This window comes from Bacillus sp. JJ1521, from assembly GCF_036965165.1.
GTDB lineage: Bacteria > Bacillota > Bacilli > Bacillales > Bacillaceae_L > Ferdinandcohnia.
In genome coordinates, this window is sequence record NZ_JBALOX010000072.1 from 18,511 (window position 1) to 30,978 (window position 12,468).

The 12,468-nt window shown below is 36.6% G+C and carries 13 protein-coding genes; 3 read left to right on the top strand and 10 right to left on the bottom strand.

Annotated elements, in window-relative coordinates; all coding sequences use genetic code 11:
* Positions 1-10 precede the first annotated feature (10 nt).
* Entirely contained in the window at positions 11-949 is a 939-nt protein-coding gene (locus tag V7147_RS11740; RefSeq protein ID WP_335368046.1) for a ring-cleaving dioxygenase, read from the bottom strand.
* Between the two features lie 112 nt (positions 950-1,061).
* On the bottom strand, positions 1,062-1,493 hold the full coding sequence (locus V7147_RS11745) for a MarR family winged helix-turn-helix transcriptional regulator (protein WP_335368047.1): 432 nt from the start codon (positions 1,491-1,493) through the stop codon (positions 1,062-1,064).
* Positions 1,494-1,740: 247 nt separating this feature from the next.
* Here V7147_RS11745 and V7147_RS11750 point away from each other — a divergent pair, with 247 nt between their 5' ends.
* Positions 1,741-3,075: a glycosyl hydrolase family 18 protein gene (locus tag V7147_RS11750; RefSeq protein ID WP_335368048.1), complete on the top strand. Its 1,335-nt coding sequence runs from the start codon at positions 1,741-1,743 to the stop codon at positions 3,073-3,075.
* Positions 3,076-3,148: 73 nt separating this feature from the next.
* Complete coding sequence (gene cdaS / locus V7147_RS11755; RefSeq protein WP_335368049.1) at positions 3,149-3,772, top strand: sporulation-specific diadenylate cyclase CdaS; 624 nt, start codon at positions 3,149-3,151, stop codon at positions 3,770-3,772.
* 69 nt (positions 3,773-3,841) lie between these two features.
* Here the strand turns inward: cdaS and V7147_RS11760 are convergent, their stop codons facing one another.
* Complete coding sequence (locus tag V7147_RS11760) at positions 3,842-4,333, bottom strand: hypothetical protein (RefSeq protein ID WP_335368050.1); 492 nt, start codon at positions 4,331-4,333, stop codon at positions 3,842-3,844.
* A gap of 224 nt (positions 4,334-4,557) precedes the next feature.
* Here V7147_RS11760 and V7147_RS11765 point away from each other — a divergent pair, with 224 nt between their 5' ends.
* Positions 4,558-4,878 (top strand): winged helix-turn-helix transcriptional regulator, encoded by a 321-nt coding sequence (locus V7147_RS11765; protein WP_335368051.1) that lies wholly within the window; start codon positions 4,558-4,560, stop codon positions 4,876-4,878.
* Between the two features lie 87 nt (positions 4,879-4,965).
* On the opposite strand, the gene V7147_RS11770 is transcribed toward V7147_RS11765, so the two are convergent.
* The 7 genes from V7147_RS11770 to V7147_RS11800 form a co-directional block, all read right to left on the bottom strand.
* Positions 4,966-6,303, bottom strand: coding sequence for a glucose-6-phosphate isomerase (locus tag V7147_RS11770; RefSeq protein ID WP_335368052.1), 1,338 nt, complete (start codon positions 6,301-6,303; stop codon positions 4,966-4,968).
* A gap of 75 nt (positions 6,304-6,378) precedes the next feature.
* Complete coding sequence (gene fsa / locus V7147_RS11775; RefSeq protein WP_335368053.1) at positions 6,379-7,041, bottom strand: fructose-6-phosphate aldolase; 663 nt, start codon at positions 7,039-7,041, stop codon at positions 6,379-6,381.
* Positions 7,042-7,062: 21 nt separating this feature from the next.
* Positions 7,063-7,956 (bottom strand): phosphogluconate dehydrogenase (NAD(+)-dependent, decarboxylating), encoded by an 894-nt coding sequence (gene gnd, locus V7147_RS11780; RefSeq protein WP_335368054.1) that lies wholly within the window; start codon positions 7,954-7,956, stop codon positions 7,063-7,065.
* 29 nt (positions 7,957-7,985) lie between these two features.
* Positions 7,986-9,977, bottom strand: a complete 1,992-nt coding sequence (tkt, locus tag V7147_RS11785; protein ID WP_335368055.1) for a transketolase — start codon at positions 9,975-9,977, stop codon at positions 7,986-7,988.
* A gap of 20 nt (positions 9,978-9,997) precedes the next feature.
* The gene (zwf, locus tag V7147_RS11790) at positions 9,998-11,512 is read right to left on the bottom strand and encodes a glucose-6-phosphate dehydrogenase (RefSeq protein WP_335368056.1); all 1,515 of its coding nucleotides are present in this window, start codon (positions 11,510-11,512) and stop codon (positions 9,998-10,000) included.
* A gap of 39 nt (positions 11,513-11,551) precedes the next feature.
* Entirely contained in the window at positions 11,552-12,226 is a 675-nt protein-coding gene (gene rpiA, locus V7147_RS11795) for a ribose-5-phosphate isomerase RpiA (protein WP_335368057.1), read from the bottom strand.
* Between the two features lie 32 nt (positions 12,227-12,258).
* On the bottom strand, positions 12,259-12,393 hold the full coding sequence (locus V7147_RS11800; protein WP_335368058.1) for a BA3454 family stress response protein: 135 nt from the start codon (positions 12,391-12,393) through the stop codon (positions 12,259-12,261).
* Between the last annotated feature and the right edge of the window lie 75 nt (positions 12,394-12,468).

Below are 12,468 nucleotides of genomic sequence, written 5' to 3' on the forward strand. Positions count from 1 at the left end.
GAATCACTCCTTAATCAAGTTCTTTTACCTTAATTGGAATTAAGCTACGTTCAAGCTGCTCTCTATATTGCTCATACTGCGCAGGTAACATTAATTGTTCTCCCATAGTCTCATGTGATTCATCATGAGCGAATCCTGGAGGATCTGTTGCAATTTCAAATAAGATTTCTCCATGTTCTCTAAAATAAATGGCATTGAAATAATTTCTATCTTGTACAGGAGTTACCCCATAGCCATTTGCAGCAACATATTTTTGCCAATCTAATTGGTCATTATCATCAATCGCTCTCCATGCTATATGGTGAACAGTTCCAACACCCATTGCTCCTCTTCCGGATTGAACCATCTTTAGGTCAATGATATTTCCAATATCAGCTGTAGATCGATAACGGACAAAATCTCCTTCTTCGGCAACTTTTTCAAGACCCATTACATTTTCTAGTAATTCTGCAGTTTGATCTGGTTTAGAAGAAAATAGGATTGCTCCTCCAAAGCCTTTAATAGCTACTTCAGGGGTTACATCTCCGAATGTCCAAGGATTGAGTGCTCCTTCTTCTCTCTCAACTATTTCAAGGTGTAGGCCATGTGGATCATCGAATTCCAAATAATCTTCACCAAAACGTTTTATTGCGGAGTATGGGATATCAAACTTTTCTAGTCTTGTTTTCCAGAAATTTAAAGCTCCCATTGGAACAGCATACGTAGTAACACCTACTTGACCATCACCAATTTTCCCTTGATAGGCATCAGCCCAAGGGAAAAATGTAATAATTGTCCCTGGATTACCACCTTCATCCCCAAAGTACAAATGATACGTTCCTGGGTCATCAAAATTTACAGTTTGTTTAACTAAGCGCAAGCCTAAAACGCCTGCATAGAAATCAATATTTTCTTGTGGATGTCCTACAATTGCTGTAATGTGGTGAATACCCATTGTTTTTTTACTCATTTTGTTTCACTCCTAGTTATTTTTAATTTATGTTTTGCTTTAAATAAGAAACAAATTCGTTATCTATAATTTAAGAATCTCTAATTCAAGATATCTGTTTAAAAAAAATCAATTACTGCTTTTCAACGTTATCTTTCAATTTCCTAATTAGATTTACGAGCATGTCTTTCTCTTCAGCCTCTAGTGAATCAAAAACACTATCTATGAAATCTTCGTGTTCAGGCATTATTTTTTTCATCAGATCATATCCAGCGTCCGTTAATGTCACGTGTATGGCTCTTCTGTCGTCAGGACAAGCACTTCGTTTCAGGAGCCCTTTTTGTTCTAATTTATCGATTACATATGTCATTGAACCGCTTGAAATTAAAATGCTCTTACCTATTTGTTGAATCGTTTGTTTGCCTTTATGAAAAAGTACCTCTAAAACCGAAAAGTCAGTAATGCTTAGATTATTTTTAATCATATCGTCTCTAATTCTCTCTTGGATTGCTCTGGATGTTTGCATTAATAGTAAAAATGGTTCGTTGGAGCATTTTCGTTCCAAATATAACACCTTCCCACAGTTATCTCAAATTAATTTATCTTGACTTCAAGATAATAATAAAACATAAAAAATCGTTTGTCAATACCTTTTAATTTTCATCTCCTTTTTACTAGCTTATTTGACGAAAAACCTGGAGTGCTTTCTCTCCTTTTACCGCTGATTTTTATTAATTTAATATGCGAATATTTATTTTTGAATAATGGAAAATTATTTTATAACAACTAGAACTTTTACAGGAGGAATTTATGTGCTTAAAAAAGGCATCTTCATTTTGTTTGTTATTACATGCGTAGTACTTCAACCAATTCTTACGCAAGCTCAAGTTATATATGAGGTAAAACCTGGAGATAGTCTTGATAAGATATCTAAACAATATAGCCTACCATTAAGTAATCTAGCAAAACTAAACGGCTTATCGAATACTTCCCAACTTGTGATTGGGCAATCCCTTTTAATTCCTGGTCATTCATATTACGTTCAACCAGGAGAAAGTATTTGGGAGATTGCTTACCGAAATTCATTAAGTGAAAAAGAATTAATGCATTATAACAATATTAAAAGTAAGGTAATTCGCCCAGGTCAAAAGCTTAGTATTCCGGATAAGCCTAAAAAGCAAATTTGGACGGGAACTTATTTCGTTCCTAAAAGTAAAAATGAAAATGCTTGGATTTTACAAAATTATAACTCAACATTATCAAGTATTTTTGTGTTCGAATATAAACCAGATTATGAAGGAAATATAAGTGATCTGGCGGAAAATGAGGCCCATAAAATTGCATGGAAGCAAAACCTCCCACCTTACGCTACCCTTTCAAATTTGAGTGAAAAGGGATTTGATCCAGACTTAGCCCACCATTTAATGAGCAATAAATGGAGACGTAAAAATTTAATAAACAATATATATTCTCTACTCCACAATAACGACTATAAAGGAGTTGTTATAGACTTTGAACAAGTCAGACTAAAAGACCGCTCCCATCTTAATACTTTTATAAAAGAATTAGCCGAGAAACTACATCCTGCAAAAATGGAAGTACTGATGGCAGTTCCTCCTAAACAAGGCGATAAAATACCATCCCATTCGACGGCGTATGACTACAAAACACTTGGAAAATACTTAGATAAAATATTTTTAATGACGTATGATTGGCATTGGCCTGGTGGTCCATCAGGTCCAATAGCTCCAATTAATAAGGTCGAAGAAACAGTTCAATATGCTACTACCGTTATCCCTAGTTCAAAAATTATGTTAGGAATTCCCCAATATGCATATGATTGGACCATGTCTGGTGATGAAAGAAAGGGAAGGGCTTATTCAACTCAACATGCAATTGATTTGTACATTGGGTATAGAAGTCAAATAAATTATGATTTAAAAGCAGCAGCACCGTATTTTCGCTATGTTGACAAGTACGGAGCACTACATGAAGTTTGGTTTGAAGATCCAAGGAGTCTTTTGAGAAAGTTAAAACTTGTTAGAGAATATAATTTAGCAGGAATTGGTTGTTGGCATTTAGGATTAACGATGCCTCAGACAGAAGAATTAATCTTTGGGGAATTTAGCATAAGTAAAATAAAGTAAATCTTCATTCAGTGGGTGATTGTAAACCATTCACCCGCTTTGTTTTATTATATTTGATGGTGAGGGATATCCATTGAAACAAAATGACTGTGACTTTTCACCACTTAAACAACAACTTATTAAAGGACTACAAAACATATCAAAAGAAATTAATAATTTAAACGTAGCATTAGAGAATGAAAACACTTGTCTTTTAGGTAGTATCGAGGAACTTAAACAAAAATTTGAAGAAATAGAAACTGTAGCCTCTACCTTTTATTTAAATTGTTATTTATCACCGTTTACAGATAAGTTTCTAGATTTATCTACTTCAATACAACACCTTTCAAGTCTTAAGCATGGAGCATTAATCGTAATTGAACGTCAAGAACTTGTGGACAACTTTATAAGACCAGGAACCTTTATTGGAGCAAATCTTACATCCTCGTTATTGGAGTCAATCTTTTTTCCAGGAAATCCACTCCATGATGGAGTGGTGCTTGTTCGTTCAAATCAAATTTATTCAGCTGCTAATGTTTTACCTTTATCTGATGTGAATGTTGGCGAAAAAAAACTTGGTACCCGTCACCGCGCAGGGATTGGACTATCAGAACAAAGCGATGCACTTGTGCTAATTGTTTCTGAAGAGACTGGAAAAGTTTCTTTCGCGATTGATGGTAATCTTTATCCAATCATTACTTCTAGTTCCTTAGTTTAATTATTGTTGGGATTTCCAATAAAGTAAAAAAGCTGATGTTCTCAGCTTTTTTCACTTATGGCTTTTTATTTAGGAATATCTTTTAACATCCGCCTTTAATATATCTTCTGTTTTAAGTTCAAGCGTTTTTTCCAATAATTCTATTGTACGCACTGTTTCCCGAATATCTTCTTCTGTGATTACATTTGCAGATTTCTTTTCTTCAATTAAATTTTTGATTGTAGACTTAAAAGAGTTTGTATTAATTAGCCATTCCCCAATTAGTTTCTTAGTTGCTACTCTTTCTTCTACATCCTTCACACTAAAAATGTTTTGGATTGTTGGTTCTAACAAGGTAATTGTATTCATTTCCGGATGAATCCTTAACCAAAAGAAATTTATTTGGCTATCAAAATAGTGTTGATCTATTAAACGATAATATTCAATTCCGATCTTAATATCGAAAAAGGGACTATCTACTGTTGGTATTCGTAAATCGGCTACAAAAATATTTTTTTGGTTATCTAAATATGTTTCTAGTCCATTTTTTATCTGGATTATCTTAGCATCTAATACTTGCATTTTTTGTACCTCTCTCCCGTTAATAATATAATATTTTAAATGGTTACTTTATGTAACCTATATTACATCAACGGTTACTTTTAGTCAACAGATAACAAAAGTATAACTTTCACTTTTTGTTCACATGTTCACTTTTTATAATGGCTTTTATGGGTTATAATAAAATAAAATATAAAATTACCTTGTTACTTTTTATTCACATTATTATTTAGGAGGTGTTTGTCATGTTAGAAAAAGATAATCAGGAAAGAGTATGTTCAAAAGTTGAAGAATCATATCATATTGTGGGTAAAAAGTGGATGTGTCTGATCATCCACACTTTAATGGAAGGACCAAAACGATTCAGTGAAATTCATACGTTTATACCAGATTTAAGTAAACGAATGCTCAATGAACGGATAAAAGAGCTCGAAGATTGCGGAATCGTTTTAAGGAACGTGATTACAGATCGCCCGGTTCGTACTGAGTATTCACTTACAAAAAAGGGACATGAATTAGGAAAGTCATTAAAAACGGTTGAGGCATGGGCTGAAAAATGGTTATAACTTCTTGGTCCTTTTAAAACAAAGCACGAAAAAGGGATACTATTTTTTCTAGTATCCCTAAATTTATATCTAAGAACTATCTAAGAACTATTTTGAAATACGTTCTAACAATTCTGCTCTTTCTTCTTCATACCCAGGTTTACCTAATAACGCAAACATATTCTTCTTATATGCTTCCACTCCAGGCTGATCAAATGGATTTACTCCCATCAATAAACCACTTACCCCACAAGCCTTTTCAAAGAAGTAAACCATTTCTCCAAACGTAAATTCATCTAGTCTGTCTAGCTCGACAGATAGGTTTGGAACTCCGCCATCTACATGGGCCAATACCGTACCTTGTGCTGCATTCTTGTTTACATAGTCCATCGTCTTTCCAGCCAGATAATTTAAGCCATCCAGATTAGATGCTTCCTCTCCAAGCGTAATATCAAGCTTAGGTTCCTTTACACTTACAACTGTTTCAATTAGATCCCGGCGCCCTTCTTGGACATATTGTCCCATCGAATGAAGGTCAGTTGAGAAGTCAACAGAAGCTGGGTAAAGTCCTTTTTGGTCTTTTCCTTCACTCTCACCAAATAATTGTTTCCACCATTCAGAAACATAATGTAAAGCCGGTTCAAAGTTAACTAAAAGTTCAATGGATTTCCCTTTTCGATAAAGCACATTTCTCACTGCTGCATACTGATAGCTTTGGTTTTCAGCAAGGTTAGGATTACTATATTTATCAGCTGCAGCTGCGGCACCAGCCATCATTTTATCAATATCTAGCCCTGCCGTAGCAATCGGTAATAACCCTACTGCTGTTAATACGGAGTAACGACCCCCGACATCATCAGGAATGACAAAGGTCTCATATCCTTCTTCATCTGCAAGAGTTTTTAAAGCACCTTTTGCTCGATCTGTTGTAGCATAAATACGTTTTCTAGCCTCATCTTTTCCGTATTTTTTCTCCATATACTCTCGGAAGATACGAAACGCAATTGCAGGCTCTGTTGTTGTACCTGATTTTGAAATTACGTTCACTGAAATATCCTTGTCCTTAAGCACATCAAATAAATGCGAAACATATGTTGCACTAATATTTTGTCCTACATAATAAATTTCCGTTTTGTCATTCATTTGGTTATGGAAAGTATGTGACAAAGCATCAATTGCGGCTCTTGCACCAAGGTATGAACCACCAATTCCAATTACGACTAACGCGTCTGAATTACTACGAATTCTTTCAGCGGCCGCTTTGATTCTAGAAAATTCTTCTTTGTCGAAGTTATGAGGAAGTTCAACCCATCCTAGATAATCAGAACCTGGTCCTTTTTTCTCGTGGAGCATATCATGTGCTACCTTTACAAATTCACTTAAATATTCAACTTCATGCTGCTGCATAAATGGTAGTGCGTTAGAATAATCAAATGTAATAGACATCTTTTTTCTCCTATTCTTTCTAAAATGTATTTGTATAGAAGGACTACAATACACGTAGTCCTTCTTATCTATTTTTTACAGTGCAGATTTCCAATCAGCGGCAAATTTTGCAAGACCTTGGTCTGTAAGTGGGTGCTTAGTAAGCTGCTCAATTACAGAGTATGGAATCGTTGCGATATGAGCACCAGCCAATGCTACACGAGTAACGTGATCAGGATGTCTTACAGATGCAGCGATGATTTGAGCATCTAAGTTATGAACACGGAATAGCTCAGCAATTTTTGCTACAAGTTGTACACCATCTTCAGAAATGTCGTCAAGACGACCTAGGAATGGAGATACATACGTTGCACCAGCACGAGCTGCTAACAGAGCTTGGTTCACCGTAAAGATTAAAGTAACGTTCGTTTTAACACCTTTTTTAGATAGGTAGCGTGTTGCTTCTAATCCAGCTACAGTCATTGGAACTTTGATTGTAATGTTTTTGTCGCCACCATTGATTTTTAGAAGCTCTTCCGCTTCCGCAATCATTTGTTCAGCAGTTTCAGCGTTTGGAGATACTTCTGCAGATACGCTCTCTACTTCAGGCACAGCTTGAAGGATTTCAGCGATGCGGTCTTCGAATTTAACGCCTTCTTTTACAACAAGTGATGGGTTCGTTGTTACACCAGATAGTACGCCCATTTTATATGCTTTTTTAATATCATCTAGGTTAGCAGTATCTATAAAAAATTTCATTTTTCGTTTCCTCCATTTACATTATTTTTTTACGACAGCATGTCCACCAAATTCATTTCGTAATGCAGCTACTACTTTACCATTAAAGGTATCATTTTCTAATGAGCGATAGCGCATTAATAGTGACATCGCAATAACTGGAGTAGCTGTTTGTAGGTCTAACGCAGTTTCAACTGTCCATTTCCCTTCACCCGAAGAGTGCATGATTCCTTGAATTTCATCCAATTTTGCATCCTTTGAAAAGGCATTCTCTGTTAATTCCATGAGCCAAGAACGAATCACGGAACCATTATTCCATACTCTTGCTACTTTTTCATAATCGTAATCAAATTCACTTTTCTCAAGTACTTCAAAACCTTCTCCGATTGCAGCCATCATTGCATACTCGATGCCATTATGAACCATCTTTAAGAAGTGCCCACTTCCTACTTTCCCTGCATACAAGAATCCATTTTCTACGGCTGTATCTTTGAAAATAGGTTCAACATGTTCCCACGCCTCAGGATCGCCGCCAATCATGTAGCAAGCACCATTTCGTGCCCCTTCCATTCCTCCTGAAGTACCCGCATCCATAAATCGTACGCCAATTTTCTTTAAATCATTATAGCGTTGGATGGATTCCTTATAGTGAGAATTTCCAGCTTCAATCACAATATCGTCTTTGTCTAAAAATGGTGCAATTTCATCAATAACGGAATCCACAACAGAATGGGGAACCATAATCCAAACGATTCTTGGCTTCTCTAAAGACTCAACCAGTTCTTTATAGCTTGCTACCCCAGAAGCTCCATATTTCTTCATTTCATCAACGGCACTTGGGTTCACGTCATATGCGACTACCTCGTGTTTGTTGTCGATAAGGTTTTGTCCTAAGTTTAAGCCCATTTTTCCTAATCCTACTAATCCGACCTTCATGTTGTATTCCTCCAGTAGTTTTGTATTTTTTAGTTTAAAAGATTTTTAGCTATTTTTACTAGGTTGTCTGTAGTAAAACCAAACTGTTTCATAACCGCGGGACCTGTTCCCGAAGCACCGAATGTTTCAATCGATACTATTCTTCCTTCCATTCCAACAAATCGTTCCCAGCCCATTGAAATTCCAGCTTCGATTGCAATTCGTTTTGAAATGGAAGATGGTAAAATAGATTCTTTATAATCAGTTGATTGTTTTTCAAATAGCTCCCAACTTGGCATTGCTACTACTCGAACTGATCTATTTTCTTTTTCAAGCTCTTCTTTTGCACTCACGGCTAACGACACTTCAGAACCTGTTGCAATAAGAACCACTTCTGGTGCAGAATTTGTTTCAGTGAGAACATAAGCCCCTTTTGAAACATTTTCTAGATTTGCTCTTGTTTCGTTATAAACCGGTAAATTTTGACGGCTTAAAATTAATGCAACTGGGCCATCTGTTTGTTGAAGTGCGTATGCCCAAGCACTTGCTGTTTCATTTGCATCTGTTGGTCTTATGACCGTAAGCCCAGGTATTGAACGAAGTGCTGCTAAATGTTCAACTGGCTCATGTGTAGGACCATCTTCACCTACTGCAATTGAATCATGTGTAAATACATAGGTGACTGGAAGCTTTGATAGTGCTGCCAGACGGATAGACGGACGAAGATAATCATTAAATACAAAGAATGTACTTACAAAAGGCTTCACTCCACCGTGATAGGCCATACCGTTTGCAGCTGCACCCATCGCATGCTCTCTTACACCAAAATACACATTTCTAGCACCATAGGATTCTACAGCAAACATTTGTTCTCCTTTAATGTCTGTCATCGTAGATCCAGACAGGTCTGCGCTTCCTCCAAAAATGGCAGGAACTGATTTAACGTAATGGTTGATAGCTTCCCCACTTGCAACACGTGTGGAAACACCTTTTCCTGTTTCAAAGGTTAAAATGTCGTTTGCATCAATTAGAACTTTTCCTTGAATTGCATTGGTTAGTTGATCTGCTAATTCTGGGTAGTCTTGTTGATATGAACGGAATAAACTATTCCATTGTTCTTCAACATCCACCCCCTTACTCTTTAGATCATTGAAGTGAGCTTTCACTTCCTCTGGAACAAAGAAATCCTCTTCATAATCCCAGCCGTAAGCTTGCTTCGTTGCCTTTCCTTCCTCAAGTCCTAGCGGAGCGCCATGTGCTTTATTTGTACCCGCTACTTTTGGACTTCCATACCCAATAATGGTTCTGACCTCAATAACGCTTGGTTGATGAGGATTTTGTTTCGCTAACTCAATTGCCTTTGAAATCTCTTCTAAATCATTTCCATCTTCTACTCTTGCATAATGCCAATTAGCAGATTCTGCTCTTTTCTTGATATCTTCCGAAAAAGATACATTTAAGTCACCATCAAGGGAAATATCATTGGAATCATACAGGGCGATTAATTTACCTAGTTTCATATGACCAGCCATTGACATTGCCTCATAGGAGATACCCTCCATAAGGTCACCGTCTCCTACCAAAGCATACGTATAATGATCAATGACAGGGTAGTTCTTCTTATTAAATTTTGCGGCGAGATGTGCTTCTGCCATTGCCATTCCAACAGCATTGGCAATCCCTTGGCCTAATGGTCCAGTTGTTGCCTCCACACCAGATGTATGACCAAATTCAGGATGTCCAGGCGTCCTGCTATTTAATTTCCTGAAGTTCTTTAAATCGTTAATTGTGACGTCATATCCAGCTAAATGAAGTAGGCTGTATAACAAGCTAGATCCGTGTCCAGCTGATAAAACAAATCGGTCACGATTAAACCATTTTGGATTTTCAGGGTTATGATTCATATGTTTTGACCATAATGCATAAGCCATCGGTGCGGCGCCCATTGGTAATCCCGGATGGCCGGAATTGGCTGCGTTGATGGCATCAATTGATAAAGTTCGTATCGTTGTAACGGCTAGGTTTTCAATATTTTGTGTCATGATGTTCCTCCTGAATGTTCTTATTTCATTCCTACTAATTCTTTGTCTACTTGATTTTGGGTTCTTTCATCTAACCACCATTTAAATCCATTCTCTTCTAATAATGAATCAGATGCCTTTGGACCATTTGAACCAGACTCATATTCGTGTACCGGAACAATGTCTCCTTCAAACGCATCAAGAATAGGTTGTACCCACTCCCATGACAACTCAACTTCCTTCCAATGTGCAAAGAATGTTGAATCACCAATGAAAGCATCGTGAATGATTCTTTCGTAAGCTTCTGGTGCCCCTTTTCCTGTACCTTCATGCGAAATGTTCATTCTAACAGGCTCAATATTCCCATTGTTTGTTGGGTTTTTACTATTTAATTGGAAAGTAATATTTTCATCTGGACCTATTTCAACTATTAATAAATTAGGCTCAATTACTTGATTCGTATTTTCATAAGGTGAATTCATTGTATTTTTAAATTCAATGACAATACGAGTTGATTTTTCCTTCATTCTTTTTCCAGTCCGTATATAAAATGGGACGCCTTTCCAGAATTGATTATCGATCCATATACGAGCTGCAATAAATGTATCTGTTTTGGAAGAAGGATTTACTCCTGGCTCCTCTTTATATCCTAGAACCTGGTTACCATTACTCTCCCCTGAGCCATATTGCCCACGAATGATATTCAAATGAACATCTTCTTTATTCATTGGGCGGATAGCTTCCATTACCCTACGCTTTTCATTGCGGATTTCAGTCGCATTCATCTTTTTAGGCAAGGACATGGCGGTCATCATTAACATTTGAAGCATATGATTCTGAACCATATCACGTATAGCACCGGCCTGATCGTAATAGCCTGCTCTTGTCTCTACACCCACTGTTTCACTCGCTGTAATTTGGACATTCGCAATGTGATCCTTGTTCCAAATGGATTGTAAGATGGGATTTGCAAATTCTAAGGTCTCAAGGTTTTGAACCATTGATTTCCCTAGGTAATGATCAATTCGATAAATCTCTTCCTCTTCAAAAGCACCGCTGAGCTTTTTATTTAATTCACGAGCTGACTCGAGGTCATGACCAAATGGTTTTTCAATCATTAATCGTTTCCAGCCAGTGGTATTTCCAAGTCCACTTTCCTTGATATTTAAAGCAATCACATCGAAAAATTCTGGAGCGACTGAAAGATAAAACACTCGATTTTCCTTGATTTGTAGTTCTGCTTCTCGTTGCTTAACCATTTCGAGTAATGGTTTATATCCTTCTTTATTGGTCACATCAAGGGACTTATAGCGAAACATATCTAGAAAATCTTCCATTTCATCAGAGGCATGTTCAAGACGGCGTGAGAAAGAAAAAATTGAATCTTTCACTCGTTCTTGAAAGTCCTTTTGGGAGAGCTCAGCTCTTCCAAGTCCAATTATTGATATAGGCTTTGGTAATTTTTTATCAACATACAGGTTGTATAGCGCAGGAAAAATCTTTCTTTTTGCTAAATCACCTGTTGAGCCAAATAATACAAAAGTCATTGATTCCAATTTAAGTCCTCCATTTGCTATCTTCTAGTTGTAAATCTCTTACCCTTGTCTAACTACAATAGAGTTATCCTTATCCCTATCCAAGGTAATGTATATATCAGTCATTCCAAGAAACAGCCCATTCTCGATAACGCCAGGTACTAAATTAAGCTCTCTTTCCAATTCTTTAAGATTCGTCCTATCTGTAAAACGACAATCAAGAATGTAGTTACCATTATCCGTACGAAATGGATTTCCATGAGCTTGTCTTAAATGGGGTGAAAGCCCGAGCTCTTGAATCTTTTTCTTTGTCATTTCAACGCCGAAGGGTAACACTTCGACTGGTAATGGGAAAGATCCCAATTTTGAAACGTTTTTATCTGGGTCAGCGACTACGATAAATGTTTTAGCTGCATTCGCGATTATTTTTTCTCGTAAAAGTGCACCACCGCCACCTTTAATGAGATTTAGATTAGGATCTACTTCATCGGCTCCATCAATTGCGACATCAATCTGTTCGACTTCATCAAAAGAAATAAGTGGAATTCCTACTTCATTAGCCAACTTTTCTGTTTCTTTTGAAGTAGGGATCCCTTTAATAGAAAGCCCTTTTTGAACTAATTCTCCAAGTTTCGTAATGGTATAAAAGACTGTGGAACCAGTACCCAGCCCAACTACCATCCCATCTTTTATATAATCTATAGCTTTTTCTCCAACTTCTTTTTTCTCGTTCAAGGGATTCAAACTCCTTTCAAAAAAAACGGAGATTATTTTGACCATTGTTTCATAATTTGTTCTTGTGCAATACAGTAAATATCGCTTTGTGGTGTGCCCCTTTTAACAATGACATTTGTTCGATAGTTCTTTCCTTTATATTCAAGGGTCAAAGTTACTTCAACCATATGTTTCACTCCTAACCGTAAAATATTTCGTAATTTATATAAATACTTTTTTATATTAGGTAACTTTTAATAACC

Excerpts from the sequence above, each read along its gene's own strand:
- V7147_RS11800 (WP_335368058.1), bottom strand. The coding sequence starts at position 12,393 with ATGGTTGAAGTAACTTTGACCCTTGAATATAAAGGAAAGAACTATCGA.
- V7147_RS11770 (WP_335368052.1), bottom strand. The coding sequence starts at position 6,303 with ATGTCTATTACATTTGATTATTCTAACGCACTACCATTTATGCAGCAG.
- V7147_RS11765 (WP_335368051.1), top strand. The coding sequence starts at position 4,558 with ATGTTAGAAAAAGATAATCAGGAAAGAGTATGTTCAAAAGTTGAAGAA.
- V7147_RS11740 (WP_335368046.1), bottom strand. The coding sequence starts at position 949 with ATGAGTAAAAAAACAATGGGTATTCACCACATTACAGCAATTGTAGGA.
- gnd (WP_335368054.1), bottom strand. The coding sequence starts at position 7,956 with ATGAAGGTCGGATTAGTAGGATTAGGAAAAATGGGCTTAAACTTAGGA.
- tkt (WP_335368055.1), bottom strand. The coding sequence starts at position 9,977 with ATGACACAAAATATTGAAAACCTAGCCGTTACAACGATACGAACTTTA.
- fsa (WP_335368053.1), bottom strand. The coding sequence starts at position 7,041 with ATGAAATTTTTTATAGATACTGCTAACCTAGATGATATTAAAAAAGCA.
- V7147_RS11760 (WP_335368050.1), bottom strand. The coding sequence starts at position 4,333 with ATGCAAGTATTAGATGCTAAGATAATCCAGATAAAAAATGGACTAGAA.